This is a genomic window from Nitrospira sp. (genome assembly GCA_016873435.1).
In the GTDB taxonomy this organism is placed as follows: Bacteria; Nitrospirota; Nitrospiria; order Nitrospirales; family Nitrospiraceae; genus VGXF01.
The window spans coordinates 150,532-176,674 of record VGXF01000002.1 but is presented as its reverse complement, the minus strand read 5'-3'; the positions used below and the strand labels follow the sequence as shown (position 1 = coordinate 176,674).

Annotated in this window: 29 protein-coding genes and 1 tRNA gene; 14 read left to right on the top strand and 16 right to left on the bottom strand. The window is 60.4% G+C overall.

Going from position 1 to position 26,143, the window contains the following annotated elements; all coding sequences use genetic code 11:
* Positions 1 to 209 precede the first annotated feature (209 nt).
* The 13 genes from FJ248_02565 to FJ248_02505 form a co-directional block, all read right to left on the bottom strand.
* Entirely contained in the window at positions 210 to 1,592 is a 1,383-nt protein-coding gene (locus tag FJ248_02565) for a phosphoglucosamine mutase (GenBank protein MBM4119770.1), read from the bottom strand.
* Positions 1,579 to 2,442, bottom strand: coding sequence for a dihydropteroate synthase (gene folP, locus FJ248_02560; protein MBM4119769.1), 864 nt, complete (start codon positions 2,440 to 2,442; stop codon positions 1,579 to 1,581). Before folP ends, FJ248_02565 begins: the two co-directional genes overlap by 14 nt.
* A gap of 108 nt (positions 2,443 to 2,550) precedes the next feature.
* Complete coding sequence (locus FJ248_02555; protein MBM4119768.1) at positions 2,551 to 4,362, bottom strand: ATP-dependent metallopeptidase FtsH/Yme1/Tma family protein; 1,812 nt, start codon at positions 4,360 to 4,362, stop codon at positions 2,551 to 2,553.
* 92 nt (positions 4,363 to 4,454) lie between these two features.
* Complete coding sequence (hpt, locus tag FJ248_02550; protein MBM4119767.1) at positions 4,455 to 5,003, bottom strand: hypoxanthine phosphoribosyltransferase; 549 nt, start codon at positions 5,001 to 5,003, stop codon at positions 4,455 to 4,457.
* A 1-nt stretch (position 5,004) separates the two neighbouring features.
* Positions 5,005 to 6,447, bottom strand: coding sequence for a tRNA lysidine(34) synthetase TilS (gene tilS / locus FJ248_02545; protein MBM4119766.1), 1,443 nt, complete (start codon positions 6,445 to 6,447; stop codon positions 5,005 to 5,007).
* Complete coding sequence (locus tag FJ248_02540) at positions 6,444 to 7,421, bottom strand: bifunctional riboflavin kinase/FAD synthetase (GenBank protein MBM4119765.1); 978 nt, start codon at positions 7,419 to 7,421, stop codon at positions 6,444 to 6,446. Before FJ248_02540 ends, tilS begins: the two co-directional genes overlap by 4 nt.
* Positions 7,396 to 8,370 carry a porphobilinogen synthase gene (gene hemB / locus FJ248_02535; GenBank protein MBM4119764.1) on the bottom strand — a complete coding sequence of 325 codons (975 nt, stop codon included), beginning with the start codon at positions 8,368 to 8,370 and terminating at the stop codon, positions 7,396 to 7,398. The genes FJ248_02540 and hemB overlap by 26 nt, the downstream gene beginning before the upstream one ends.
* A 1-nt stretch (position 8,371) precedes the next feature.
* Positions 8,372 to 8,767: a CBS domain-containing protein gene (locus tag FJ248_02530; GenBank protein ID MBM4119763.1), complete on the bottom strand. Its 396-nt coding sequence runs from the start codon at positions 8,765 to 8,767 to the stop codon at positions 8,372 to 8,374.
* Between the two features lie 39 nt (positions 8,768 to 8,806).
* Positions 8,807 to 10,363: a uroporphyrinogen-III C-methyltransferase gene (gene cobA / locus FJ248_02525; protein MBM4119762.1), complete on the bottom strand. Its 1,557-nt coding sequence runs from the start codon at positions 10,361 to 10,363 to the stop codon at positions 8,807 to 8,809.
* Positions 10,364 to 10,366: 3 nt separating this feature from the next.
* Positions 10,367 to 11,305, bottom strand: coding sequence for a hydroxymethylbilane synthase (gene hemC / locus FJ248_02520; GenBank protein ID MBM4119761.1), 939 nt, complete (start codon positions 11,303 to 11,305; stop codon positions 10,367 to 10,369).
* A gap of 9 nt (positions 11,306 to 11,314) precedes the next feature.
* Complete coding sequence (locus FJ248_02515) at positions 11,315 to 12,667, bottom strand: glutamyl-tRNA reductase (protein ID MBM4119760.1); 1,353 nt, start codon at positions 12,665 to 12,667, stop codon at positions 11,315 to 11,317.
* 7 nt (positions 12,668 to 12,674) lie between these two features.
* Positions 12,675 to 13,472, bottom strand: coding sequence for a c-type cytochrome biogenesis protein CcsB (locus FJ248_02510; protein MBM4119759.1), 798 nt, complete (start codon positions 13,470 to 13,472; stop codon positions 12,675 to 12,677).
* A gap of 108 nt (positions 13,473 to 13,580) precedes the next feature.
* Positions 13,581 to 14,123, bottom strand: coding sequence for an NUDIX hydrolase (locus tag FJ248_02505; protein ID MBM4119758.1), 543 nt, complete (start codon positions 14,121 to 14,123; stop codon positions 13,581 to 13,583).
* Positions 14,124 to 14,207: 84 nt separating this feature from the next.
* Here FJ248_02505 and FJ248_02500 point away from each other — a divergent pair, with 84 nt between their 5' ends.
* Positions 14,208 to 14,921: an rRNA (cytidine-2'-O-)-methyltransferase gene (locus FJ248_02500; GenBank protein ID MBM4119757.1), complete on the top strand. Its 714-nt coding sequence runs from the start codon at positions 14,208 to 14,210 to the stop codon at positions 14,919 to 14,921.
* Here FJ248_02500 and FJ248_02495 read toward each other — a convergent pair.
* From FJ248_02495 to FJ248_02485, 3 genes are all read right to left on the bottom strand, one after another.
* Positions 14,918 to 15,169 carry a sulfurtransferase TusA family protein gene (locus FJ248_02495; GenBank protein ID MBM4119756.1) on the bottom strand — a complete coding sequence of 84 codons (252 nt, stop codon included), beginning with the start codon at positions 15,167 to 15,169 and terminating at the stop codon, positions 14,918 to 14,920. The two genes, FJ248_02500 and FJ248_02495, sit on opposite strands and share 4 nt — an antisense overlap.
* Before the next feature lie 132 nt (positions 15,170 to 15,301).
* Positions 15,302 to 16,045, bottom strand: a complete 744-nt coding sequence (locus tag FJ248_02490) for a hypothetical protein (GenBank protein MBM4119755.1) — start codon at positions 16,043 to 16,045, stop codon at positions 15,302 to 15,304.
* 248 nt (positions 16,046 to 16,293) lie between these two features.
* Positions 16,294 to 16,380: transfer RNA gene (locus tag FJ248_02485), tRNA-Leu, on the bottom strand.
* Positions 16,381 to 16,469: 89 nt separating this feature from the next.
* On the opposite strand from FJ248_02485, the gene FJ248_02480 reads away from it, so the two are divergent.
* The 13 genes from FJ248_02480 (at position 16,470) to alr (ending at position 26,138) form a co-directional block, all read left to right on the top strand.
* The gene (locus tag FJ248_02480) at positions 16,470 to 16,778 is read left to right on the top strand and encodes a Fe-S cluster protector protein (protein MBM4119754.1); all 309 of its coding nucleotides are present in this window, start codon (positions 16,470 to 16,472) and stop codon (positions 16,776 to 16,778) included.
* 1 nt (position 16,779) lies between these two features.
* Positions 16,780 to 17,562 carry an SDR family NAD(P)-dependent oxidoreductase gene (locus FJ248_02475; GenBank protein MBM4119753.1) on the top strand — a complete coding sequence of 261 codons (783 nt, stop codon included), beginning with the start codon at positions 16,780 to 16,782 and terminating at the stop codon, positions 17,560 to 17,562.
* A 90-nt stretch (positions 17,563 to 17,652) separates the two neighbouring features.
* Positions 17,653 to 18,108, top strand: coding sequence for a bifunctional nuclease family protein (locus tag FJ248_02470; protein ID MBM4119752.1), 456 nt, complete (start codon positions 17,653 to 17,655; stop codon positions 18,106 to 18,108).
* Positions 18,109 to 18,224: 116 nt separating this feature from the next.
* On the top strand, positions 18,225 to 18,692 hold the full coding sequence (locus FJ248_02465; protein ID MBM4119751.1) for a bifunctional nuclease family protein: 468 nt from the start codon (positions 18,225 to 18,227) through the stop codon (positions 18,690 to 18,692).
* Positions 18,693 to 18,731: 39 nt separating this feature from the next.
* Entirely contained in the window at positions 18,732 to 19,160 is a 429-nt protein-coding gene (rplM, locus tag FJ248_02460; protein ID MBM4119750.1) for a 50S ribosomal protein L13, read from the top strand.
* A 34-nt stretch (positions 19,161 to 19,194) separates the two neighbouring features.
* A complete protein-coding gene (rpsI, locus tag FJ248_02455; protein MBM4119749.1) occupies positions 19,195 to 19,587 on the top strand; it encodes a 30S ribosomal protein S9 in 393 nt (130 codons plus the stop codon).
* Positions 19,588 to 19,685: 98 nt separating this feature from the next.
* Complete coding sequence (locus FJ248_02450; GenBank protein ID MBM4119748.1) at positions 19,686 to 20,759, top strand: N-acetyl-gamma-glutamyl-phosphate reductase; 1,074 nt, start codon at positions 19,686 to 19,688, stop codon at positions 20,757 to 20,759.
* Between the two features lie 31 nt (positions 20,760 to 20,790).
* Positions 20,791 to 22,011 carry a bifunctional glutamate N-acetyltransferase/amino-acid acetyltransferase ArgJ gene (gene argJ / locus FJ248_02445; protein ID MBM4119747.1) on the top strand — a complete coding sequence of 407 codons (1,221 nt, stop codon included), beginning with the start codon at positions 20,791 to 20,793 and terminating at the stop codon, positions 22,009 to 22,011.
* Positions 22,012 to 22,246: 235 nt separating this feature from the next.
* A complete protein-coding gene (gene rpsB / locus FJ248_02440) occupies positions 22,247 to 23,047 on the top strand; it encodes a 30S ribosomal protein S2 (GenBank protein MBM4119746.1) in 801 nt (266 codons plus the stop codon).
* A gap of 76 nt (positions 23,048 to 23,123) precedes the next feature.
* Positions 23,124 to 23,720: a translation elongation factor Ts gene (tsf, locus tag FJ248_02435; GenBank protein MBM4119745.1), complete on the top strand. Its 597-nt coding sequence runs from the start codon at positions 23,124 to 23,126 to the stop codon at positions 23,718 to 23,720.
* Positions 23,717 to 24,439: a UMP kinase gene (locus FJ248_02430; protein ID MBM4119744.1), complete on the top strand. Its 723-nt coding sequence runs from the start codon at positions 23,717 to 23,719 to the stop codon at positions 24,437 to 24,439. The genes tsf and FJ248_02430 overlap by 4 nt, the downstream gene beginning before the upstream one ends.
* 18 nt (positions 24,440 to 24,457) lie before the next feature.
* Entirely contained in the window at positions 24,458 to 25,003 is a 546-nt protein-coding gene (locus FJ248_02425; GenBank protein MBM4119743.1) for a ribosome recycling factor, read from the top strand.
* 4 nt (positions 25,004 to 25,007) lie between these two features.
* Complete coding sequence (gene alr, locus FJ248_02420) at positions 25,008 to 26,138, top strand: alanine racemase (protein MBM4119742.1); 1,131 nt, start codon at positions 25,008 to 25,010, stop codon at positions 26,136 to 26,138.
* Positions 26,139 to 26,143: the final 5 nt, after the last annotated feature.

Here is a 26,143-nt window from a genome sequence, read left to right as displayed (position 1 = left end):
CCGCGGACTGCTGCAGGACACGCTGGGCTACTGTCAGCCCAGCGCTCGCTCACGGTACGGTAGATCAGCGAAGATCATTAAACATCCATCATTTTAACTTATAATAACAAAAGTTTATACATTATATGTAAAGTAATACATAGGATATTTTAGTTTGGCACCACTGGTAGCATGGCGCCGTTAACACGCAGTTGCAACAGAGGGGGGGGTTATCCCAGGCGGGTGCGGGCAAGGGCGGCCAGCTCTTCGGCCACGGTCCGGATCAGCGCATCGCTCTCGCCTTCCACCATCACCCGCAACAGCGGCTCCGTTCCGGAATAGCGCACCAGAATGCGACCGGTTCCCTTGAGTTTCGCCTCGCCCTGCTTGATCGCCTTTTGGACATCCGGCAGGGAGGACAAGGCGGGCTTTGTCTTGACGGTCACATTGAGCAGGACCTGCGGCACCGGTGTCATGCACCGCACTAGCTCGGAGAGTGGTTTTCCCGAGCGTTTCATCAACGACAAAATTTGTAGACTGGAAATCAACCCGTCGCCGGCCGTGTTGTAGTTGAGGAAAATCAAGTGCCCGGATTGTTCGCCGCCAAAGTTGTAGCCATCGGCGAGCATGCGCTCGAGCAGATAACGGTCCCCGACTGGCGTACGTACCAGCGCAATACCCGCCTGAGTCAGGGCCTGCTCAAGCCCGAAATTACTCATCACCGTACCGACCACGGTTTTCTTTTTGAGTTCGCCCCGCGCATGCATGTCGAGCGCCAGCGCCGCCATGACACGATCGCCATCGATGATCTTCCCCTGCTCATCCACCACAATCGCCCGGTCCGCATCCCCGTCGTGCGCGATTCCGATATCGGCTGTGTGTTCGCGCACCGCACCCTGGAGGCGGGCCGGATAGACAGCGCCACACCCGGCATTGATGTTCGTGCCGTCTGGTTTGTCGCCGATCACCCAGACCGTCGCGCCCAGTTCGCGAAGGACTTTCGGAGAAACCTTGTAGGCAGCCCCGTGCGCGCAGTCCACGACGACTTTCAATCCCTGAAAGTCCATGTCGCGCGGCAACGACCGTTTCACGAATTCAATGTAACGTCCCTCAGCATCGTCGACCCGGAAAGCCTTCCCCACCGCCTCCGCTGTCGGACGCAGATGCTCAATTTCATCCGACGTAATCAATTGCTCCATGCGGGCTTCGACCTCATCGGGCAGTTTCAGTCCGTCACTGGAGAAGAATTTGATACCGTTGTCCTGATAGGGATTGTGCGACGCGGAGAGCATTACGCCCGCATCGGCCCGCAGGCTGCGAGTGAGAAACGCGATGCCGGGTGTCGGCATGGGGCCGACCAGTAATACGTCCACACCCATCGAACAAATGCCCGACGTGAGCGCCGACTCCAGCATATACCCTGACAAGCGAGTATCCTTGCCGATCACGATCTGATGCCGGCCTGCACGCCGCTTGAATAGATACGCGGCGGCACGGCCCAGTTTCATGGCCGTCTCGCTGGTCATCGGTTCGAGGTTGGCGACGCCTCGCACACCGTCGGTCCCGAACAGGGCCCGTTGGGCCAGCACGGCTTTTTTGTTAGCGCGCTTCATGGATCGCATGCACCATCCTGACGACATCCCGCATGGCTGTCACGTCATGAACCCGGACGATCCGGGCCCCGCGCAACACCGCCACGGCCACCGCGGCCGCCGTCCCCCAGATCCGCTCGTCCGTCTGCCGGCCCAGGACCTCGCCGATAAACGCCTTGCGGGAGACCCCGAGCAGGAGCGGTCGCCCCAGCACCAGCAACTCCTCCAATCGAGTCAGCAGTGCGAGATTGTGTTCGCGATTTTTCCCGAATCCGATTCCGGGGTCAAGCACGATGTGATCTTCCGCAATGCCGGCGCGCGAGGCCATCTCCATCCGCGTCTGCAAATACGCCCGCACCTCGCCGACCACATCGCCATATTGTGGCTTCACCTGCATGGTAGGAGACGTCCCCTGCCGGTGCATCAATACCAGACCGGCTCCAGTGCGCGCCACCACCGCCACCATAGCCGGATCAGCTTCTAGTGCACTGATATCATTGATAATCGTGGCGCCCTGTCCGATGGCCTGCTCGGCCACAACCGCCTTGGTCGTGTCCACTGAGACCGGCACTGCCACCTGTCTGCAAACTGCCCGCACGATGGGAATCAGGCGCCTCAATTCCTCTGCGGCCGGCACAGGCAGCGCACCGGGACGGGATGATTCGGCTCCAATGTCGATCAGATCGGCGCCCTCTCCGACCATCGTCGTGGCACGCTCCAGCGCCGCGTGGGAATCGAGATAGCGCCCTCCGTCCGAGAAAGAATCCGGCGTGACGTTGAGAATGCCCATCACCAGCGGGCGATCCAATGCCAGCCGGCGCCCGTGTGCCAACGTGAACGTGTCCGCCGGCTTCTGTGTGTGAACGATCATGTGCGTGACCAGGACACGGATGGTCCAGCACTGGGAAACGGAGTGGTCGGTGTCAGCATCGGGTGTTCATTCTGTGGGCACGAACACCACATGGCGGAACGAAGATGTTCAGGCGGGGGTCGCCTGGGGCAGTCCCTGCTGGACGATCTTGTCGATCTCAGGGGCGTCGAGCACTTCCTTCTCGAGCAACGCCTCCGCCAGGGCTTTCAGGATATGCATGTGCTCGGTCAGAAGCCGCTTGGTCCGGTCGTAGTTCTCTGTGACCAACCGTTTAATCTCCCGGTCGATCTGTTCGGCGATTTGCTCGCTAAAGTCACGATGCGTGGCGATTTCTCGCCCAAGAAAAATTTCCTCGTTTTTCTTGCCGAACGTCAGCGGCCCAAGCATTTCGCTCATACCCCACTCACACACCATCCGGCGTGCCAGATCGGTAGCCCGCTCGAGGTCATTGCCCGCACCGGTCGTGATGTTCTTGAAGATCAGCTCCTCGGCCACGCGACCGCCCATCAGAATCGCCAGCGTGTTGTAGAGATATTCCTTCGAGTAGTTGTGCCGGTCGTCCGTCGGCAACTGCATGGTCACGCCCAGGGCACGGCCGCGCGGGATGATCGTCACCTTATGGACCGGATCAGTCCCCGGCAGCAACTTGGCTATGAGCGCATGGCCCGCCTCATGAAACGCCGTCACGCGCTTTTCGTCATCGGTCAGAACCATGCTCTTGCGCTCCGCACCCATGAGCACTTTGTCCTTGGCCATTTCGAAGTCCACGCTCTCAACTTCCTTCTTATTCTGCCGGGCGGCCCAGAGCGCTGCCTCATTGACTAGATTCTCGAGATCGGCCCCGGAGAAGCCAGGGGTCCCGCGCGCGATCTTCTCAAGCTCGACATTGCCCCCCACCGGCACCTTTTTGGTATGGACTTTAAGAATTTCTGCCCGGCCCTTGATGTCCGGCCGATTCACGACGATCTGGCGGTCGAACCGGCCTGGGCGCAGCAGGGCCGGATCAAGCACGTCCGGCCGATTCGTCGCAGCAATCAAAATGACGCCCTCAGTCGTGTCGAAGCCGTCCATCTCGACGAGTAACTGATTGAGCGTCTGCTCGCGCTCATCGTGCCCACCGCCGAGTCCAGCGCCGCGCAAGCGGCCTACGGCGTCGATTTCGTCAATGAAGATAATGCAGGGCGCATGTTTCTTGCCTTGCTCAAACAGGTCCCGCACACGCGACGCGCCGACGCCCACGAACATTTCGACAAAGTCCGATCCGCTGATGCTGAAAAACGGCACCCCCGCCTCCCCCGCGATGGCTTTGGCCAGCAGCGTCTTGCCCGTACCCGGAGGTCCGACGATCAGTACCCCTTTTGGAATCCGACCGCCCAGCTTCTGAAACTTCCGCGGGTCCTTCAAAAACTCGATGATCTCGAAAACTTCTTCTTTGGCTTCGTCGATCCCCGCTACGTCGGCGAACGTAACTTTCTTACGCTCCTCGGTCAGCATCCGCGCGCGGCTCTTGCCGAACGACAGGGCCTTGTTGCCCCCGATCTGCATCTGCCGCATCAGGAAAAACCACAGACCGAGGAACAGAATAAACGGCCCCCAGGTAAGGAGAAACGTGATGTACCACGGGCTGTCGTCCGGGGGCTTAACTTCAATCTGGACGTTTCGCTCGCGCAGCGCTTTCACCAGATCAGGATACTCGGCGGCGTAGGTCTTGATTCGCGTTTCGTTTTTCAGAATCGCGCTGATGTGATTGGCCTTGATAGTGACTTTGGTGATGTCGCCGTTGTCCAGCTTGGCCATGAACTCGCTAAAAATCACTTCATCTTCCGGGACTTGCGGGGTCACGCTGAACACGTTGAACAGCAGGATCATGAACAGCCCGACGACGACCCAGAACAGCAGATTTTTGGCCCGTGAATTCATTGCGCTTCCTCTTTCCCCTCACCACACCGGACGGGGCTTCGACTGACGGTGTATCCTAACACGGGGTATCCAAATCTTACAATCGTCCCCGCCTATGCTTTGCGCCCTTCTTCATCCACCTTGTCCAGGACAGCCAGGTACGGCAGGTTGCGATAGTGCTGCTGGTAATCAAGCCCGTACCCTACCACATACTTGTTGGGAATTTCGAACCCGACATAGTCCACCTTGACCACGATCTTCCTGCGTTGCGGCTTACTCAATAAGGCACAGACCTTGATGGACCGGGGCTTGCGTTTTGCCAGCGTTTTGACAAGGTATTGGACCGTCAGACCTGAATCCACAATGTCCTCGACGAGCAGTACATCCTTGCCCCTGATATCCTCAGTCAAGTCGGTGACCATCGTCACTTTCCCGGACGTCTTGACCTTCGATCCGTAGCTGGTCACGACGATGAAATCCACGCGGAGGGGCGTACGGATCGCGCGGGCCAGATCAGCGTAAAACGCAAACGCGCCCTTGAGAATGCCGACAAGGATCAGTTCTTTCCCGGCGTAGTCGCGGGCGATCTGGCCCCCTAGCTCCTCGATGCGCTTGCGCATGTCCCCCTGCGTGACGATCGGACGGCCGAAAATCTTTTCCATCTCAGCCTCTCCCCTCTTGCGCTGCTTCAATCGGTCCGACCTCCACCGTCAAGACTCGCTGAGTGGTCGCCGTCACGCCGAACCGGTGATCCGTCCGATGTCCGACGATCCAAAGGATGCCCTCAGGAGCTACCACCAGTGGCACCCGACTTCGCTGTTCGCGCGGCAGCTTGATATCTGAAAAATAGTCCTGGAGCTTCTTCCGACGCCCGCCCATGCCGCTGGGCTGGAACGCATCGCCAATCTGCCACGACCGCAACGTCAATCGATGCGTGAATCGATCGGCATCGAACCGCACGATATTTCGTTCGAGAGCCTGTTTCTCGACCGGTGCCTCCGTTAGGCTGATCCGAACCACCTGGCTGGTCAGCGGCCACAGGATTTCTGACGGGATCGCGAGCGGGATCGCCCGCATGCGCTCCCATGATTGCGAAGAAGCTGGGGCCATACGAATCGTGTCGTAGTCCCGAACCATGCAAACCCGTCCCAGTGACAAGGACGTGCCGGTACGCCCATTCACAACTCTTTTTAACACCGCGTCGATTGGACCAAAGGTCGGGCCTTGCGTGCTTCCGGCAGTCTCCCGGGCCAGTTCGCGCAGTACGCGCCGCTGCAACGCCACCGGCAATTGCAGCAATGCCGTCCTCGAAACGGTCAGGGCCTGCGCTTCGGTTCGTCGGACATGCCGGCTCATCCAGTCCAATGCCATATGCTGCAAGCAGACATCGTCATCGCGGAAGATTTCCGCCGTTCGGGCCAGCGCGTCCACAACGGCGGGATTAAACCGGGCCAGGAGAGGCAGCAGCTCATGACGAACGCGATTGCGCAGATAGACTGGCGTGGCGTTGCTGGAATCGGTACGAAATGCCTGCCCCTTGTCCTTGAGATAAGCCAGCACCGCGGCGCGGTCCAGGTTGAGCAGCGGCCGGATGATCCGCCCGTGCCGCGGACGGATGCCGGACAGGCCTGCCGCGCCGCTTCCACGCAACAGGCGCATGACTAGCGTTTCCGCCTGGTCGTCGACCGTGTGGCCGGTGGCGATTGCGTCGGCGCTCTGCGCGTCAGCAGCGCGCTGGAGGGCCTCGTAGCGCGCAGCGCGCGCGCGCGCCTGGAGCGACGAATTTGCCCGCGCACCGCCGTGAAGCACAATGCGCTCGCGGATCAGCGGCACGCGCCAGTCGGCGCAGAGGCGCGCCACAAATCCCTCGTCCTCCTCTGATTCATTCCCGCGTAAGCCATAATTGCCATGCCATGCGGACAGCGTCAGCCGCCAGGCCGGCGCCAGCGCCACCAGCACCGCCAGTAGGGCAACCGAATCAGGCCCGCCGGATACGGCGACGAGCACATGCTCGCCTTTTCTGAAGAGTCCCTGCGTCTGTACAGCAGCCACCACCGCACGCTCAAACCGATGGAGGGTCGCTCGGACCCGAAGCTGTGTCGTCATGGGCCGGCCACCAGTTGAGGAGCGGCCTTTAACATTTTGCGTGCCGCCTGCACGTCCCGCTCGATGCAGGCCGCCAACTCCTGGGCGGACGCAAACGTGCGGTCTTCACGGACTCGCTCGACAAACTCGACGCGAATGGTCTGGCCGTACAGATTTTCCTTTGCATCGAGTAGTGACACTTCAAGGAGACGTTCGCCGGCGCCAAACGTCGACCGCGTCCCAATGTACGAGACGGAATCGAAGACTCGTGCGCCCCAGAATGTCCGAGTAGCGTAGATGCCGTCGGCAGGGATGACACGCTCCTCCGGCAATTTCAGATTCGCCGTTGGATAGCCCAACGTCTGCCCGCGCTGCTCACCAGGCACGACGACACCCTCCAGTGCATAGCACCGGCCTAGCATGCGCGACGCCGACCGTACCTCGCCCCCCTGAATCATCTGTCGGATGCGCGTCGAACTGACGACTTCCCCCTCCAGGCGCATCGGCTGGACGGGATGCACCTGAAAACCAGCGTCTGATCCGAACCGGACCAGATCTGCGATCTTGCCGGTCCGGCCCCTGCCGAATGCGAAATGCTCTCCGACAAACAGCTCCATCACACCAATCGCGTCACGCAGCACCTGCTGCATGAATTGATCTGGCGTTAGCGCAGCGAACACCGGCGTGAATTCCACGAACAGAACTTCAGCAATCCCGGCAGCTTCGAAATAGGAAAGCTGTTGGGCCCGCGTCGTCAGAAAGCGTAGGTCCACGTGCGGAGCCAGTACTTTAACGGGGTGCGGATCGAAGGTCATGACCAGCGACGTACCGCCGGCCGCATCCGCGCGTCGGACGACATCCCGCAATAACGCACGATGGCCCAGATGTTGCCCGTCGAAATTTCCAATGGTTAAAACCGGATGGGACGTGCGGTGATGGGCGGCTAGGCCTCGGGTGATCTTCATGCGATCAGGAATTGAGAAGCCTGGCAGCATCCTTGGCAAAATACGTGAGCATCATGTCCGCGCCGGCCCGCTTGATGGCCAACAACGATTCCAGCATGGCGCGGGATTCGTCCAGCCAGCCAGCGTGTGCGGCTGCCTTGATCATACTGTACTCGCCGCTAACCTGGTAGGCCGCAATGGGTACGGTCGTGTTGGCGCGGGCCGCAGCAATGATATCGAGATACGGCAGGGCCGGCTTGACCATCACAATGTCAGCGCCTTCCTGAATGTCCGACCGGATTTCCCGCAGCGCCTCGCGGACGTTCGCCGGATCCATTTGATACGACTGCCGGTCGCCGAACTTGGGGGAGGACTGAGCCGCATCCCGAAACGGCGCATAGAAACAAGAGGCAAATTTGGCCGCATACGCCATGATGGGCAGTTCCGTGAAACCGCCCCGATCCAGCTCGTTGCGGATGGCCAGTACGCGGCCGTCCATCATGTCAGACGGCGCCACCATATCGGCGCCTGCCTCGGCATGTACGCGTGCCATGGCCGTGAGACAGTCGAGCGTTTCATCGTTGAGAATGCGACCATCCTTCACCAAACCGCAATGCCCATGCGACGTGTACTCGTCAATGCAGACGTCCGTGATGACCAGCAAATCCGGCACCTGCTCCTTCAGCGCCCGCACCGCCTGCGGCACGATACCCGCGGGATCGTAGGCGCCCGTCCCCTTCTCATCCTTGCTGTCCGGTACGCCGAAGAGAATGACTGCGGGGATGCCCAGCCGCTTCGCCTCCGCAGCCTCCTTGACCGCCAGATCCACAGAAAAGCGATACTGCCCCGGCATCGACGCGATCTCGTCCTTGCGGCTCTTCCCGGTTGTCACGAACATTGGATAGATGAAGTCGGACGCGGTCAGCCACGTCTCGCGGACGAGCCGCCGCAAGGGCTCCTGTTGCCGCAACCGACGAAGCCTGTGTCGGGGGAACGCCATCCTATTTCTTCCGTGGCAGATTCGTCAGAAACACAACCAGATCGCGCACCGAAATCATGCCCACCAGCTTGCCGTTGCGGGAGACACCCAGATGCCGTAGATGCGACTTGGCCATCAGATCGTTCGCGTCGAGCAACGTCTTGTCCTCTTCGATGGTTAGGATCGGTGCCGACATGATCTGCTCGGCCGGCGTCTTGGACGCATCGAGCCCTACGGCCACGACGCGGCGGACCATGTCTGTGTCCGTGATAATTCCGATGATTTCCTTGTTACGTGCCACAAACAGACTGCCGATGTTCTTGTCGCGCATCAGGGCTGCAGCCGCCCGCACGTCTGTGTCGCGATCAATCGTGACAAACTTCTCAACGGGTACCATGAATGATTTCACCGGAACCATAGGTCACTCCTCCATTTCGAAAAAAAGGAATCCGACTTGTCAGCACCGCACTGGCACGTTGTCTCCGCAGGCCGCATAATACTGGACGATCGCGTCCACCAGCGAGGGAATTGTGTTATCGACTGCTGTCACCGTCACCGCCAGGCCTTCCTCGTCGGCCGTTTTCGCCGTGATGGGGCCGATGCAGGCGACCACGGTGCCGGCCAGCGCTTGCCTCAGTTCCTCGCGGCTATTAAAGAGACCGGTGAAATTACGCACAGTCGAGGAACTCGCAAAGGTCAGCACATGCAGCCGCCGCTCCTTAAGCAACGTCTTCAGGCGCTCCGTTTCGACCTTCGGTCGCACCGTGCGGTACGCAGTCACCACATGCACCTCGGCACCGAGCCCCCGCAATTGTTCCGGCAGAATCTCCCGCGCCACTTCCGCGCGAGGAATCAGCACCCGCTGCTGCTTGACGCCGGATGCCCTCATCGCCTCGATCACGCCCTCCGCCTGATACTGGGCCGGCACCAGGTCGGCAGACAGACCGTAGGCAGCCAGCGCCTCGGCCGTGCGCGGCCCGATGCAGCAGATCCGAAGACCGGCCAGCGCCCGCCCGTCCAGTTTTCTGTAATGCAGGCGTTCCATGAACGGCTTCACCCCATTCACGCTCGTGAAAACCAGCCACTGGTACTGCCTGAGTTCCGCTACCGCCTTGTCCATCTCGGCCCAACTGGCCGGCGGCACAATTTGAATTGTCGGACACTCAACGGGCTCGGCGCCCTGCTCGACCAGCAGTTGTGAGAGCTCGCAGGCCTGCTCTTGGGCCCGAGTCACCAGCACGCGCCGGCCGAACAGCGGCTTCGTCTCAAACCAGTTCATCTGCTCCCGGAGACGTACCACCTCACCGATCACAATGATGGACGGCGGTTCGATCTGTGCCTCGGCTGCCCTGGCTACGATCGTCTCCAGCGTACCGATCACCGTCTGTTGGCTGGGTTTTGTCCCCCACCGGATCACGGCCGTCGGCGTGGCGGCCGCTTTTCCTTCACGGCGGAGATGGCGCACGATCGCGGGCAAATTCTTCACGCCCATCAAAAACACGAGCGTCCCGGTAGCTGTGGCCAGCCTGGGCCATTCCAGCGCCTCCACACCCTTTGTGGGATCCTCGTGGCCCGTCACAAAGGTCACTGTGGAGGCCAGCGTCCGGTGCGTCACCGGAATGCCTGCATAGGCCGGCGCTGCCACCGCCGACGTCACACCGGGCACCACTTCAAACGGCACGCCAGCAGCCGCCACGGCTTCCGCCTCTTCCCCTCCTCGCCCGAACACAAAGGGGTCGCCGCCTTTCAACCGCACGACGGTTTTCCCCGCGCGGGCCTGCTCGATCAGTAGCCGGTTGATCGCTGACTGATCCTGGTATTGTCCTCGTCTGCGCCGCCCCACATAGATGCGCTCCGCCCGCTCCGGCGCAAACTCAAGCAGCGCGGGATTCGCCAGATAGTCATAGAGCACCACGTCGGCTCGTTCGAGGCACTCCTTGCCCCGCAGCGTCAATAGTTTTTGATCGCCGGGGCCGGCGCCGACAAGATATACCCTGCCGGTTTTTTTATTCACGCCTCACGCTCTCCCGTAAATCTCGTCGAGAATTGTTTTGCCGCCCTGGTTCAGCAATTGCTCCGCCAACTGCCGGCCCAGCTCCTGTGCCTGCGCCGTGGATCCCGCAATGTGATCCTGCACGACGTGTTTTCCATCCAGGCTCGCCACTAGACCCTCCAGCCGCAACCGCTCATCCGCGATTGTTGCATGCGCCGCAATCGGGACCTGGCAGCCGCCCTCCAGCCGGTCTAACAGTGCCCGCTCAGCCGTCACCGCCAGTCTGGTCTGCACATGCTCCAGCTTAGAGACAATCCCTCGCACAACCGCATCATCCGTGCGCCCCTCAATGCCCAGCGCGCCCTGTCCGATCGCCGGCAGACTCACTTCAAACGGCAGATACTCTGTAATCTGCTCCGCCCATCCCAGCCGTCTGAGTCCGGCTGATGCTAGTACAATCGCATCGAACTCGCCGGCCTGCAGTTTCTTGAGACGCGTATCGAGATTGCCGCGCAACATCTCGATCTTCAGATCCGGCCGTCGGCGCAGCAACTGCGCCTGTCGCCTGAGACTGCTGGTCCCAACTCTCGCGCCCTGCGGCAACCGGCTCAGCGTCCACCCCTCCCGTCCGATCAAGGCGTCTCGGGGATCCTCTCGCGGGGGCACACCGACAATATCCAACCCCGTCGGTAGCACGGTCGGCATATCCTTCATGCTGTGCACGGCCAGATCAATCTCGCGGCTCAGTAGCGCTTCTTCGATTTCTTTGACAAAGAGTCCCTTGCCACCGATCTGGGCCAACGGCACATCCAGAATTTTGTCTCCGGATGTTTTAATTTTTTTCAGCGTGACCGTGACATCCGGCGCAAGCTCCATGAGCCTGGCCTGCACCCACTCGGCCTGCCAAATGGCGAGACGACTTCCGCGCGTACCCAGCACCAGCGAACGCTTGGTTGCAGCCACAACCGCCGCCTAGTCCTTCCGCTCGCCCGCGGCACGGTGCCCGGATGGTTTGCCGGCCGTCGCCTCGTCCGGTTCGTCCGCGCCCGCCTGCGGTTTATCGTCTAATCCGAAAAAGCGCCGCGCCGCCTCGACAAACATCGTTCCGCCACTGGATGCTGATTCCGTTTTCAGCGTGACCAACGACCCGTGTAACAGCTTGTTCACAATAGCGGAGGCCAACCCCTCCACCACGCTCCGCTCCTGGTCAGAGAGCTGATGCAGACGCGCTAGCGCCTTCTCCACCTCGGCCCGCTTGATCTCCTCACCCCGGTTCCGCAGCGCTACGATCGTAGGTGTCACCTCGAGTGATTTCAGCCAGTCGAGCACCTGACCGACTTCCTCCTCCACCATGGCTTCGGCCTTGGCCGCTTCGCGCCGCCGTTCTTCGAGGTTGCGCTCGACATGCGTCTGCAGGTCATCGATATCGAAGAGGAACGCATTATCGATGTCCTTCACGGCCGGATCGATGTTCCGTGGCACGGAAATGTCGATAAGGAAAATCGGCCGATTTCTCCGGCGATGGATCACCTGCTGCACATCCTCGACGCCGATGAGATATTGCGCCGCGCCGGTCGAACAGAGCACGATGTCGGCCTCGGCCATCTCGCGCCGGAAATGCTCGAAGGGAATCGAGGAGGCATTAAACCGCCGCGCCAGCTCCATCGCGCTCCCAGCGTCTCGAGTCGTGATCTGCACGCGGCGGACGCCCTGATCCACCAGGTGCTGTGCCGCCAGCTTGGCCATTTCACCTGCCCCCACCAGCAGCACCGTTTTCTCGTTCAGATTGGAAAAGATTTTCTTCGCCAGCTCAACCGCCGCGTAGCTCACGGAGACCGCCGTCTCGGCGATCCTGGTTTCCGTGCGCACGCGCTTAGCCACCGAAATCGCCTTGCGGACCAGCTTGTTGAGTACGATTCCGCTGGCCTTGTGATTGAGCGCCACTTCAAAGGCATCCTTCAACTGACCGAGAATTTGCGGTTCCCCAACGATCATTGAATCGAGACTGGAGGCGACACGGAACAGATGCCCGATCGCCCGATCACCGGCATACCAGTACAGGTGTGGCATCAGTTGTTCGGACGACAGGGACAGGTGGGTGTCTGAAAAAAACTCCTGAATGCGGGCGTGGCCCTCATCGACACCGTCCACCACGGCATACACTTCGACGCGGTTGCAGGTCGACAGCAGGAATCCCTCCTTGATGCCTGCGTAGCTGCGCAGACGACCCAGCGCTTCATCCAAGCGGCTCTCCGGCACCGAGAGCTTCTCGCGGATTTCAACGGGCGCGGTTTTATGGCTGAGTCCGACGACAATGATCTGCATGATTAACTCAGAGCGCTACCCCGTGGCTCTTTAACACCACGCCGACGAGCGTCAACACCACACCGCCGAAACCGATGATCGTCAGGTAGGCCGCCCGCTTGGCTCGCCAGCCCACCGTCATACGCCCCATCAACACGATAAAGTAGAAGGCCCAGGTGACCAGCGCCCAGATCTGCTCTGGATTCCAACTGACATAGGAGCCCTTGGCCACCTCGGCCGACAGGGCGCCCGCAATGATACCGAGCGTGAGCAACGGGAACCCCGTCACAATCGCCAGTTGATTGAGATGGTCGAGAAAATCCAACGGAGGCAATTTCGAATGGAGCACGTTGAACTGTTTCGATTTGAGCAGACTATCCTGGATCACGTACATCAGCCCGGCCGCAAAGGCCACGGCAAATCCGACGGTCCCCAGCATGCTCAGCGTTACATGCACCCAGACGGTGGTGAGCATGGGTGCCGTGGCCTCCTTGGGCAACGCTGCCGCCCACACTAGTGACAGCAGCGCAATCGGCAGCAGGAACGAACCCATCACATGGATGCGGTGCCGGATGTCGGCCCACAGGAACACCAGCACCAACGACCAGGCAAAAAACGAGAGGGCCGCGTGCAGGCTGGTCAGCGGTACTGCGCCAGCTTCCATCATATGAGCCACCAGCGCCACCGTGTGCATCAGAAATCCAACGCCAGTCACACCGAACGCGATCTTTGACAGCGTCTCCTCGCGCCGAGATAGGTAGGCAAACGCAAAGGCCATTCCCCCAAGATAAAGAGCAATTGTGGCCATAAAAAAGACTGCGGTCATGCTGTCTATCCTCGCAACTTTTCAGAAGAAATTGGCACTTGGGACACTATCCGAATTATAGACTTAGAAAAACAGGCCCGTCAAGGAAAGGCGTGGAATGCTTGCCGGCTACCCTTTGGTCAAATACTCGCGTAAAGCCTGCGCAGTACTGGGAAAGGCCAGTGCAGTCCAAGGAATATCGGCAGGCGTGAATAGCCCCGCGTCCAGCGTCTCATCGCCCGCCGCCAGAGCACCTCCGACGACTTCAGCCGTAAAGACGATGATGATCACTGGATGGCCTGAATAGGAGTAAATGTTCAACAGGCCGGTAAGCCGGATATCCAGATGGCTCTCCTCCTTTGTCTCACGGACAGCGGCATCCTCGACCCGCTCGCCGCGATCGACAAATCCACCCGGAAACACCCACTTCCCATAGGCTGGCTCGATCCCGCGCTTCAGCAGCACAAGACGCCCGTCGTAGCGGATGATAGTCCCGACAGCCACTTTCGGATCGAGGAAAAAGACAAACCGGCAGGATTGGCAAACCAACCGTGGAGGCTCCGACGTTTTAACCGAACGTCGGTCGAGCGAACCCCCGCACTTGGGACAAAAGGAATAGTTCCCCTTGCTCCACTCATCATGCGGCTCAATTAGAACGGAGGTATCACGCATCGCCGCTGCGAATCCTAGCACAGCTGGGGATACCGCACGAGTTCATCGACTTCGCCCTGCGTCCGGGAGTAGGATCGCCGCAGCATGGCCGGCACCCTCTATATCGTCGCCACACCGATTGGAAATGCCGGGGATTTCTCTCCCCGCGCGGTACAGCTTCTCCGCTCAGTCTCCAGTATTGCCGCTGAGAATCCCTCGTGCACACAGGCCTTGCTCGCTCCACACAGAATCTACACGCCGCTGACGAGCTACCAAAACGACAACAAGGAGGAGAAAACACCGATACTGCTCCGGCGGCTTGAGGAGGGACAGGATATCGCGCTGGTCTCGGACGCCGGCACACCTGTTATCGTTGATCCGGGCCGCTTTCTGATTGACGCCGCCGCCAGGCGCGGACTTCCCGTCGCGCCCGTTCCCGGCCCATCCGCCATCGCAGCCGCGCTGTCGGTGTCGGCGTTTTCAGGAGATGCGTACAGCTTTCTCGGACAGCTCCCCGCTTCGCCTCTTCACCGAAAACGTCTATTTCGGCACTGGAGGCGCGCTCCGCAGACACTGGTCTGCTTTGTCACACCAGACCAGCTCACCCGCACCCTCACAGAGTTATGCTCGGTGATGAAAACCCGTCGGGCCATAGTGGCCGCCAATCTCACGACGGTGCGGGAGCAGATCCTCCGCGGAGCCGTCGCCGAACTGACCCGCATGCCTGGAATGAAAAGACTTGAGGGCGATGTCACGCTGGTGATCGAGGGAGCACAGGCTCGCGCCCCCCGACGACGCGTGTTGCGGAGAAAACCCTAGCGGTCGGCGCGTTTTCGAATCAGCACGCGGTAGCAATTCTCGACCGGATCCTGGCGCAGCACGGCATGGCCGTCGTCACTCACGCTACGGGGCACATTGCGAATGGGATCGCCGCCGTCAAGCATGACAGCCAGCACCTGACCGCCCTGCATCGTTTCCAGCTTAAGCTTGGTTTTGACAAAATTATAGGGGCAGATCACCCCGCGCAAATCCAACTCCGCGTCGGGCGCCACGCCGTCAGTCTTCAAACTCTGCTGCGTCCGGTCTGCCACGCGCGCATCGTAACAGGCGCCCGCTGCACGCGCAATGCGTGTCCATAAAAAAAATTGGGGGCGACTGTTTCCAGCCACCCCCAATTCTTGTTCACGCGCGGGCAGTGCTTACTGCTTGACCAGGTTCGGGTTCGCCGTATCCTTTCCATAGTCGGACACGTTCGAATTACCGTTGTCGCCCCAGCCTGGCTGCGGCGCGCAATTCCAGCAGGGCGCCGCGCCCGTAAAATCGCCGATCGCGGTGTGGACCGAGCCGCCCTTTACTGCGCCCGGGAGCACCTGTCCAACCACACCGCCGTGGGTTGAGCCTGAATTCGTATTGATGGCGCGTTCCGTCGATGGATTCGGACGCTGACCTCTGCCACCGAAACCGGCCAGCACCTCGGTGCCGCGGAGGACGGTCACTTCGCGCACCATCTTACGACCGGTGCCGAACGGCTGACTTGCGGTGGTTTCCTCGAACACCTGGAGCGTCACGTCATCACCGGACTCGAGTGTCTTGATTTGCTCCATGTTGGTTTTCTCGTCCAAGTAGGCAGTACGGTAATTCATCGACCCGGTGCCAGCCCGGCCTTCATCATGGGAACTGCCGCCGCCTTCCAAGTGGAGCTTGCGACCAGGGATATCGACCCCTATCACGCGCCCGTAAATCGTCTCCGCCTGCGAGAGCCGGTCCAGAAACGCGTTCCGATCAAACGCCTGGGTGCGGCCCGGGCTGCCGGAGATATCTCCGACGCTGTTACCGACACCAAAAGACCCAGCAGCCCCCTGCTGCAGACGCTCCTGGGCATTGACCACACTCACGGAGCCGATCAAAATAATCACAGCTCCCAGTGCCAACACGTTACGCATGTGCTGCCTCCTTGGTGAGTTAAACGATAAAGGGATTAAGAGGTACGACAAATTCAACCCTAAAGTTTGTTTAAAACGAGGGCACTATAGGACACCTCTTTAACCATGTCAAGGAGTATTATCAGGACGCAAGGCACAACCACTGGGGGGCTGAAGGCAGAGCCCAATTCAAGCCGTTAGTGAGGGGCTCTCCGCAGCCTCACCACCGGCTAAACCTCAAATTCCACTGCGGCTTAGCAAGCTCGGCGTGGTGCCCAGAGGGAGGATCGAACTCCCACTCTCTTGCGAGAACCAGATTTTGAGTCTGGCGCGTCTGCCAGTTCCGCCATCCGGGCTTGTCACGCGCGCCTTTACCTAACATGATCACCCCGCAGCGTCAACCAGCAACGCCGACACTTTTCTTTCGCCGAACGCCGGTGCTAGAATGCTGCCGTGCCCAGTCTATTGCGGAGGTACATCCATGGCCGTGCAGTGCGTCAAGTGCGAGAAAGCCGGAGAGCCCATCACCGCCCCCCTCTTCATGGGCAAGCTGGAAACTGAGATTAAATCCAAGATCTGCCAGCCCTGTTGGAAAGAATGGGAAAACATGCGGGTCATGGTCATCAATGAATACCATATCAATCTGGGCGACGAGAGCGGGCGTGAGATGATCAAAAAGCACATGCGGTCTTTTCTAAAAATGAGCGACGCCGTCGACACATCCAAGGTGCAGGAGAATTTCCGTCCGCAGTAACATGGCACGCCTCCGTGCATCCCGCGTACGACGCCTCCCCACGCCTCCTAGCGTCGCTTTCCACAACAATACTCCAGTTGCGCTCATCACTGGCGCCGGACGCGGCATCGGCCGCGCGACCGCAACGCGGTTTGCACAGGCCGGCTTCCGGGTGGCCATCTGCGCCCGTACCGCCTCGGAGCTCCGCGCGACGCACAAGACCCTCGCCGCCTCCGGCGGCCAGGTCTTTGTTCGCAGAGCCGATACCGGCAAACCATCGGACGCCCGCGCGCTGGTCCGCGCTGTTTTGAAACATTATGGCCACATTGATGTTCTGATCAACAATGCGGGCATCCTCGGGCCGATGCTTCAGCTGACACGCTATCCGCTTCGCCCCTGGCTCAACGTGCTGCGCATTAACTTAACTGGCACCTTTGTCATCACGCAGGAAGTTGCGCGCGCCATGATGCGCCGCCATCGCGGCTGCATCATCACGGTCTCTTCATCTGTTGGACGCGCCGGCCGGGCCGGCTGGGGAGCCTATGCGGTCTCCAAATTCGGCGTGGAAGGTCTGTCGCAAGTGCTCGCCGATGAACTTCGCCCCTTTAATGTCTGCGTCATGACCTACAATCCCGGCGGCACGCGCACGAAAATGCGGGCACAGGCCTTCCCGCACGAGGATCGCAGCAAATTGAAAGACCCGTCGGTCACGGCCGAGGCCCTGCTCCGCCTGACTCGCGGTGCCTCGCCGGACCACACCGGACATGCTTTCGATGCCGCCACGCTGCCTGACTCACCAGTCTAAAACGGCCTTCCGTTTCGTTGACAAATTAGAAAATCAAATGCTACAGTGGCGCTGAATTCTCATGGTGTTACGCGAGGGACCGCCGCGTCCATGATTGCACAAATGAAAGTCAGGGGTCTGATGTTTGACCCCTACAACAACACGTTTATCGTGATTTTAAAGGACGAGGACAACGCCGAGATGCTGCCCATCTGGGTAGGCAAACCGGAGGCTAGCTCAATCAGCTTCGCACTCGAAGAGGTCACAACGCCCCGTCCCATGACACACGATCTGATGAAGGCCGTGCTAGATGTGGTGGACGCCAAGGTGATCAGCGTGGTCATCTCAGATTTGAAGGAGAACACCTATTACGCCAAGATCCATCTGATGTATGAGGATTCGGAATACGTCGTGGATGCGCGGCCTAGCGACGCCATCGCCCTGGCTCTACGCACAAACGCGCCGATCTTCGCGAACGAAGAGGTGCTGAAGCAACAGGCCTCGGAAGAACTGGATCAGTGGCTGGCCAATCTCAAGCCGGAAGATTTTGGAAAGTCCGAGACATGACGTGAGTGGCCCTGCCCTCCCGCGGCCTCCTCGAACGCCATCGAAATTCCGTCTTCCTTGGGACATCGTGTGCAGGATGTCGCGGCCTCCGGGCCGTCGGTAGGTGCAGGTACGGCATGGAATCGAACGGACTGACACAATTGACGGTGTACGGGGTCGTAACTGACCCCAACACCGAGACGCAGATCGTGATTTTACGGAACGAGCGTACCGCGCAGATCCTACCGATCTGGGTCGGCGCCGCAGAGGGCAACGCAATCAAGCTGGCGCTAGACGAGGCGCCGACGCCGCGCCCCATGAGCCACGACCTGCTCCGCAGCTTGGTGGAGCACCTGAACCTGACGGTCGCGCGGGTCGTGATCACGGACGTGAAGAGCAACACCTACTTCGCTACGATTCACCTGGCGTCGCAGGGCGCGGAACGGACGGTGAACGCGCGGCCAAGCGATGCGATCGCGCTGGCGCTGCGGGCCGGCAGCCCGATTTTCGTCACGGCGGATGTGCTGCAGCAGCGGGGGGGCAATTCACTGGACGCCTGGCTGGAGAAATTGGGCGCGAAGAACATCGGCACTCACGGCGGATAACGAACGGTATTTGTCTAGAGGAAAGGCAGGAACGGAGTCATGGGAAGCTATCAAGCCAAACCATTGGAAGTCGAACGGAAGTGGTATGTGGTGGATGCAGACGGAAAGACCCTGGGCCGGCTCGCCGCCCGCGTGGCCGCCGTCCTGCGGGGGAAACACAAGCCGACCTTCACCCCAAATGTGGACACTGGCGACCACATCGTCATTATCAACGCGGGTAAGATCCATCTGACCGGCGGCAAGCTCAAGACCAAGACCTACACCCAGCATACGGGCTGGCCGGGCGGGCTGAAGGAAGCCACGGCCGAGCATGTGCACAAGAAGGACCCGACCGCGCTGCTCGAAACAGCGATCAAAGGTATGCTGCCCAAGAATCCGCTGGGCAAGCAGATGGCGCGTAAACTGAAAATCTACGCCGGCACCGCCCATCCGCATGGGGCGCAGAATCCCCAGGCGCTGGCGCTGTAACGGCCGCAGGCAGTCAGGACAACAAAGGAGACGTATGAGAGCCGCGATACAGTACGCAACAGGCAAACGGAAATACGCCATCGCTCGCGCATGGGTCACGCCGGGTGCCGGCCAGGTGACGGTCAACACCAAGCCAATCGAGCAGTATTTCCCCAGACCCACGCTGAGAACCATGGTGCAGTACCCGCTCGAAGTGGCCGGGCTGCTTGGCAAGTACGACGTGCGGGCCACCGTCCATGGCGGCGGGACGACCGGCCAGGCCGGCGCCCTGCGGCACGCCATCGCCAAGGCGCTCGTCACCATGACGCCCGCCACGCGCACGGCCCTCAAGAAGGAAGGCTTGCTTACGCGCGATCCACGCGTGAAAGAGCGAAAGAAGTACGGGCAGAAGGGCGCTCGCAAGCGCTTCCAGTACTCGAAGCGGTAATCGTCTGAAGCAGAGTTTGCAGAAAAGGGAAGGCTTCAGGCCTTCCCTTTTTTGTTCGCGCCCCTTATAAAGGGCATCACAATCAAGGCAGGCGGCTAGTGGGAACGGACAAAGTCAAAGTGGCAGTGGTCGGCGCCAGTGGCTACACCGGCGGTGAATTACTCCGCCTGCTGGCCAGCCATCCACAGATGACGATCTCGGCTGTCACGTCGGAGCAGTCCGCCGGTAAGCCGGTGGCCGCGCTGTTTCCCTCGCTCGCCTCAGTTGTGCCCCTAACCTTCGAAGCCCTGGCGCCAGAGACTTTGGTAAAACGGGCCGATGCGATTTTTCTCGCCCTGCCCCATACCAAGTCTCTACAGCCGGTGGCGGCCTGCATGGCGGCAGGCAAACACGTGGTGGACCTCAGCGCGGACTTCCGGCTCAAGGATCCATCCGTCTATGAAATCTGGTACAAGACAAAACACGATCAGCAGGCGCTTTTAAAACAAGCGGTCTATGGCTTGCCGGAGCTGCACCGGGACGCGATCAAAAAAGTCAAACTCGTCGCGGCGCCCGGTTGCTACCCGACGGCGGCGATCTTGCAACTGGCGCCGCTCGTCGCGAAGGGGCTGATTCACCCGGACACGATCGTCATCGACGCCAAGTCCGGGATTTCCGGCGCGGGCCGCAGTCCAGCGCTCCCCTATCATTTTCCCGAAGCGCACGAATCGCTTGAGGCCTACAAGATCGGCCAGCACCGGCACATTCCGGAAATCGAACAGGAACTGGGCCTCCTTGCGGCGACAACGGGCAAGGCACGACAGGGCACGGTGACCGTGGCCTTCACGCCCCACCTGGTCCCGATGAACCGGGGCATCCTCAGCACGGCCTATTGCCGCCTGCACGAGCCGATGCCGCTCGAACAGGTGCGCGCGGTGTATCGAGAGTTCTACAAAGACGAAGTCTTCGTGCGCATCCATGAGGGGGACGTCTCAGCCAACCCGCGACACGTGCGGGGCTCCAATTTCTGCGACCTCTCGGTCTTTGCCGATACACGGGCCGGCTGGATCGTCACGGTCGCAGCCCTTGACAACCTCGTCAAGGGCGCAGCGGGCCAGGCCATCCAGGCGATGAACCTCATGCTCGGCTTTCCAGAGGATATGGGAATTGCCGCACCGGGAGCTTTTCCGTGAGCGCCGCGCACCGGTCGGCAGTTGCATTTGCATGACGCGCATCCCGCTTAAAATGGCGCGGGGCGGTATTACGGCTCCAACGGGCTTTGTTGCCGCCGGCATCCACTGCGGCATCAAGAAAGCGAAGGCGCTGGATCTCTCGCTCGTCGTTTCCGAATGCGCCGGCCCGATCGCCGGCCTCTTCACGACCAACCGCGTCCAGGCCGCGCCCGTCCTTCTCAATCGCGCCTTTTTAAAACAGGGCGCCGGCCGCGCCTTCTTCATCAACAGCGGGAACGCCAACGCCTTCACTGGTCCACAGGGCATGGCCGACGCGCGGGAAATGGCACTGCTGGCCGCACAGGCCCTGCAGGAGCCATCTGAAACTATCTTCGTCGGCTCCACCGGCGTCATCAGCAATCCCCTGCCCATGAACGCCATCCGTCAGGGCCTGCCGACACTTGTGAAAAAATTGCGGAAGGCCGGCGGACACGACGCGGCACAGGCCATCATGACAACCGACCTCAAGGTCAAGGAGATTGCCTACAGCGCCAAGATTGGCGGCCAGACGATCACCGTCGGCGGCATGGCCAAGGGCTCCGGCATGATCCATCCGGACATGGCCACGATGCTCGCCTACATCACGACCGACGCCGCAATTGAACAGCCGACACTGCAGCAGGCTCTCGCGGCGGCAACCGCTGCGTCGTTCAACTGCATTTCGGTCGATGGCGATACCAGCACGAACGACACCGTGCTGTGCCTTGCAAACGGCACAGCCGGTAACCCGGTGCTGTGCCGAGGCTCTCACGATCTGGCCGTGTTTCAGCATCTGCTCAATACCGTCTGCCTCGACTTGGCAATGAAAATCGTCTGGGACGGCGAAGGTGTGACCAGGGTTGTTCGGTTCGACGTGACCGGCGCCGCCACCGACTCGGATGCGCGGCAGGTCGCCAAGACCATCGGCACCTCTCTGCTTGTCAAAACCGCCCTCTTCGGAGCCGATGCCAACTGGGGCCGGATCATCGCGGCGACTGGGCGGGCTGGCGTTGCCATCGATCCGGACAAGCTCAGCCTGTCGTTTAACGATATCCCCGTGGTCAAGGCCGGCCAGGGGGTTGGGCCCACGGCACAGAAAAAAATCGACCGTCTGGTGAAGCAGGCACACTTCACGGTGGCGGTGGATCTCGGCCAGGGGAAGGCGTCCGCGCGGCTCTGGACCACTGACCTCTCCTACGACTACGTCCGCATCAACGCGTCCTATCGTTCATAAAGCTTCTTGCAAAAAATACGATTCTTGTGCTAAATTTCCAAGGCTTTAGGAAGTTTGCGACTTCTTGGCCGCAAACAGAGAGACCCACCATTGGTAGGTCTCTGATCATCAAACATCACACTGGCGTGTAGGCACGCCACGTGACCCGGGAATAAGGGGAGTAAGACCTCTCGTCCCGCCGAAGCCGGAACAGCCGGCGCAGGGGATGCTCCGCGGGTTCAGAAAGGGGGAAGGAATGGGCGCCGCAACTATAAAAGAACTTCTGGAAGCCGGGGTGCACTTCGGCCACCAGACCAACCGTTGGAATCCGAAGATGAAACGTTACATCTTTGGCGAGCGCAACGGCATCTACATCATCGACTTGCAGCAAACCGTCCAGCGCTTTGAGGCCGCCTGCGCCTTCGCCCGCGACACCGTCGCTGCCGGCGAAAATGTCCTGTTCGTCGGTACCAAGCGCCAGGCCGTTGAAATCATCGAGGAGGAAGCCAAGCGCGCCAACATGCCCATGGTCACGCAGCGGTGGCTGGGCGGCATGCTGACCAACTTCGGCACCATTCGCAAGAGCATCGACAAGCTGAAAAAGTTCGAGGGCATCCTCGCTGAGGGAACCTCGAGCGGCTATACCAAGAAAGAACTCCTCCAGATGGGCAAGGAGCGGATCAAGCTGGAAAAGAACCTGAGCGGCATCAAGAACATGAGCTCGCTGCCGGGCTGCGTCTTCGTGCTCGACACCCGCGTGGAGCACATCGCCGTGATGGAAGCCAATCGCCTGAGCATTCCGGTCGTCGCCATCGTGGACACGAACTGCGACCCGGACGGCATCGATTACCCGGTCCCCGGCAACGACGACGCGATTCGTTCGATCAAGCTGATCGCCTCGCGCATCGCCGACGCCTGCATTGAGGGCACGCACCTCCGCACGCAGCGCGAAGAAGCCACGCCGGCCCCGGGCCTGGCACCAATGGAGATGCTGGAAGTCCGGACCAGCCGCTCAGCGTCCTACGGCGTCGAACACGCCTCCGCGTCTCGCAGCTAGTCGTCCCTGAGCACGATCACCGAACACAACCCGCCCCTCTCCGGAGGGGCGGGTTGAAGAAAGGACACGCATCCGCATGGCAAGCAATAGCACCCTGGTTAAGGAACTCCGAGAAAAAACCGGTGCCGGCATTCTAGACTGCCAGAAGGCCCTCACCGAATCCGGCAACGACATTGAGAAGGCCGTCGAATATCTGCGCCATAAGGGGCTCGCCGCCGCGCAGAAGAAGGCTGGCCGGGAAACGAATGAAGGCCTCATCGACGCCTACATCCACCCTGGCAGCCGCATTGGCGTGCTCCTTGAGGTCAACTGCGAAACGGACTTCGTCGCGCGCAACGACGAATTCAAATCCTTCGTGAAGGACCTGTGCCTCCAAATCGCCGCCTCGAGCCCAACCCATGTCAAGCGCGAAGATATTTCGGCCACGGTTATCGAGAAGGAGAAGGCCATCTATCTGGCGCAGGCCAAAGAGATGGGCAAGCCCGAACCGGCCTGGGCCAAGATCGTCGAGGGCAAGGTTGAAAAGTTCTACCAGGAGAGCTGCCTGCTCGAGCAAGCGTTCATCAAGGACCCGTCGGTCTCCATCAAGGAACTACTCACGCAGAAGATCGTAAAGATCGGTGAGAACATCAGCATCCGCCGCTTCACGCGGTATCAACTGGGGCAGGAATGACCGCACCCAAGTACCAGCGGATTCTCCTCAAGATCAGCGGAGAACTGCTGGCCGGCCAGCAGGGCTACGGGATCGAACCCGCCGTGTTGGACGCGATTGCAGATGAAATCGCCTCGGTCGTCGCGATGGACGTCGAAGTTGCGGTCGTCATCGGCGGCGGCAACATCTTCCGCGGCCTCGCCGCCAGCGCCAAGGGCATGGAGCGGGCCTCAGCGGATTACATGGGCATGCTGGCCACGATTCTCAACGCGCTGGCCCTTCAGAATGCGCTCGAAAAGAAAAACATCATGACGCGTGTGCAGTCGGCGATCGAAATGCGCCAGTTGGCCGAGGGCTACATCCGACGCCGCGCAATCCGCCATCTTGAGAAGAAACGCGTTGTTATCTTCGCTGGTGGGACCGGCAACCCGTACTTTTCGACTGACACGGCGGCCGTCCTGCGGGCCATGGAAATCGGTGCGCAGGTCATCATGAAAGGCACCAAGGTCAATGGCGTTTACGAAGCCGATCCGGTGACCCATCCCTCAGCTAAGATGTTTACCGACGTACCGTTTCTGACAATTATCACCAACAACCTTAAGGTAATGGACTCGACTGCCATTACGCTGTGCATGGACAACAACCTGCCGCTCATCGTGTTCAATCTTAAAGAACGTGGCAACATCAAGCGGCTGCTTCAGGGAGAGCGGATCGGGACTCTGGTCACCACTGGTCGCTAGGCGCACACGAGGCTCACTATGGATACCGCTGCTCACAAAAAAACCGTTGAACGGATGGAAGCCACGCTCGAGCACCTCAAGCGCGAGCTGGCCGGCCTGCGAACCGGCCGTGCCTCGCTAGCGCTGCTCGACAACGTCCGGGTGGATTATTACGGCACGCACACGCCCCTGAAGCAGGTGGCCAATCTGGCTGTGCCGGAAAGCCGCCTCATCACGGTCCAGCCCTGGGAAGCCGCGCAGATCAAAGAAATTGAAAAGGCTATCGTGAACGCTGGGCTGGGGATCACGCCATCTAACGATGGCAAGATTATTCGCCTGCCAATCCCCCCGCTAACTGAGGAACGGCGGAAGGATCTTATCAAGGTCTGCAAAAAGTACGGCGAGGAGACCAAGGTCAAGCTGCGCGCCGTCCGCCACGAGACCAACGACGACTTGAAGAACGCCAAGCTGTCTGAAGACGACCTGCGCAAAGCCCAGACCGACATTCAAAAACTCACCGACCAGTACACCGCCAAGATCGACGAGGCGCTGAAGAAAAAGGAACACGAGATCATGGAAGTTTAATTGCATGTCGCTGGCTGCCCGTTCCCCCATCGTCGCCACTGTTGATCTCACCGTCCTGCTCCACAATCTGACGCACGTCCAGTCCAGACTGACGCCGCCCTGCGAAATCATTGCCGTCGTCAAGGCTGATGCCTATGGGCATGGCGCCATCCCGGTGGCGCGCGCGCTGTGCACAGCTGGCGTGCAGCGGCTCTGTGTGGCCACCGTCGACGAAGGGCTCGCCCTTCGCCAGGCCGGCCTCACGGCCCCTATTCTCGTGCTGGGCGCCACCCTGCCGGACCAACTGGACGGATTTGCTGAGGGCAGACTGACGCCCGTGCTGCACGACACCGATTCGCTCCGCCGCATGACCGACTGGGCCGTGCAGCATCGCGTACGCGTGGCTGTGCACGTGAAACTCGACACGGGTATGGGACGACTGGGCTTCAAGCCTCATCAGATGGATGCGTTAGCCCGCAACCCAGTCTGGCGCTCATCGCTTAATTGGGAAGGCCTCATGGCACACCTGGCAGACGCTGATGGCGGGAACCCCGCATTCACCCAGCAACAAATTGCCGCGTTCCGGCACGCCGTGGACACAGTCGCAGCGCACGGTCTCAAAGTGCCGCTACTTCACATGGCCAACAGTGCCGGCATCCTCCGCTTTCCTGCGTCGCACGGCACCGCCGTGCGGCCCGGGATCATGCTCTACGGCTACCACACCCTGCCGCCGCGCGTGCCGGCCCCCGCACTCAAGCCCGTGCTGTCGCTCGCGGTTCCTGTCATCCACATCCACGAGCTCCACAAAGGGGAAAGCACGAGTTACAACCGGACCTTCATTGCAAAACGGCGCACGAAGATCGCCGTCTTGCCGATCGGCTACGCAGACGGCTACAGCCGGTCCTTCTCTAACAAGGCGTCCGTGCTAATCGGCGGTAGCCGTGCACCGGTCGTCGGGCGTGTTTGCATGGACATGACGATGGTGGATGTCACCCGTATCCCGCAGGCGGTCGCGGGTACAGATGCAGTGATCATCGGACGGCAGGGCGCGGACGCAATCACCGCTGACGATCTGGCGGCTTGGCAGAAGACAATTTCCTACGAAGTGCTATGCGGACTGGGCCCGCGGGTGCGGCGGGTCTACAAAGAGAACTGACCGTT

Coding starts and splice junctions, on each gene's coding strand:
- FJ248_02565 (MBM4119770.1), bottom strand. CDS start 1,592: ATGAAGCGCGCTAACAAAAAAGCCGTGCTGGCCCAACGGGCCCTGTTC.
- folP (MBM4119769.1), bottom strand. CDS start 2,442: ATGATCGTTCACACACAGAAGCCGGCGGACACGTTCACGTTGGCACAC.
- FJ248_02555 (MBM4119768.1), bottom strand. CDS start 4,362: ATGAATTCACGGGCCAAAAATCTGCTGTTCTGGGTCGTCGTCGGGCTG.
- hpt (MBM4119767.1), bottom strand. CDS start 5,003: ATGGAAAAGATTTTCGGCCGTCCGATCGTCACGCAGGGGGACATGCGC.
- tilS (MBM4119766.1), bottom strand. CDS start 6,447: ATGACGACACAGCTTCGGGTCCGAGCGACCCTCCATCGGTTTGAGCGT.
- FJ248_02540 (MBM4119765.1), bottom strand. CDS start 7,421: ATGCTGCCAGGCTTCTCAATTCCTGATCGCATGAAGATCACCCGAGGC.
- hemB (MBM4119764.1), bottom strand. CDS start 8,370: ATGGCGTTCCCCCGACACAGGCTTCGTCGGTTGCGGCAACAGGAGCCC.
- FJ248_02530 (MBM4119763.1), bottom strand. CDS start 8,767: ATGGTTCCGGTGAAATCATTCATGGTACCCGTTGAGAAGTTTGTCACG.
- FJ248_02515 (MBM4119760.1), bottom strand. CDS start 12,667: ATGCAGATCATTGTCGTCGGACTCAGCCATAAAACCGCGCCCGTTGAA.
- FJ248_02510 (MBM4119759.1), bottom strand. CDS start 13,472: ATGACCGCAGTCTTTTTTATGGCCACAATTGCTCTTTATCTTGGGGGA.
- FJ248_02505 (MBM4119758.1), bottom strand. CDS start 14,123: ATGCGTGATACCTCCGTTCTAATTGAGCCGCATGATGAGTGGAGCAAG.
- FJ248_02500 (MBM4119757.1), top strand. CDS start 14,208: ATGGCCGGCACCCTCTATATCGTCGCCACACCGATTGGAAATGCCGGG.
- FJ248_02490 (MBM4119755.1), bottom strand. CDS start 16,045: ATGCGTAACGTGTTGGCACTGGGAGCTGTGATTATTTTGATCGGCTCC.
- FJ248_02480 (MBM4119754.1), top strand. CDS start 16,470: ATGCTGCCGTGCCCAGTCTATTGCGGAGGTACATCCATGGCCGTGCAG.
- FJ248_02475 (MBM4119753.1), top strand. CDS start 16,780: ATGGCACGCCTCCGTGCATCCCGCGTACGACGCCTCCCCACGCCTCCT.
- FJ248_02470 (MBM4119752.1), top strand. CDS start 17,653: ATGATTGCACAAATGAAAGTCAGGGGTCTGATGTTTGACCCCTACAAC.
- FJ248_02465 (MBM4119751.1), top strand. CDS start 18,225: ATGGAATCGAACGGACTGACACAATTGACGGTGTACGGGGTCGTAACT.
- rplM (MBM4119750.1), top strand. CDS start 18,732: ATGGGAAGCTATCAAGCCAAACCATTGGAAGTCGAACGGAAGTGGTAT.
- rpsI (MBM4119749.1), top strand. CDS start 19,195: ATGAGAGCCGCGATACAGTACGCAACAGGCAAACGGAAATACGCCATC.
- argJ (MBM4119747.1), top strand. CDS start 20,791: ATGACGCGCATCCCGCTTAAAATGGCGCGGGGCGGTATTACGGCTCCA.
- rpsB (MBM4119746.1), top strand. CDS start 22,247: ATGGGCGCCGCAACTATAAAAGAACTTCTGGAAGCCGGGGTGCACTTC.
- tsf (MBM4119745.1), top strand. CDS start 23,124: ATGGCAAGCAATAGCACCCTGGTTAAGGAACTCCGAGAAAAAACCGGT.
- FJ248_02430 (MBM4119744.1), top strand. CDS start 23,717: ATGACCGCACCCAAGTACCAGCGGATTCTCCTCAAGATCAGCGGAGAA.
- FJ248_02425 (MBM4119743.1), top strand. CDS start 24,458: ATGGATACCGCTGCTCACAAAAAAACCGTTGAACGGATGGAAGCCACG.
- alr (MBM4119742.1), top strand. CDS start 25,008: ATGTCGCTGGCTGCCCGTTCCCCCATCGTCGCCACTGTTGATCTCACC.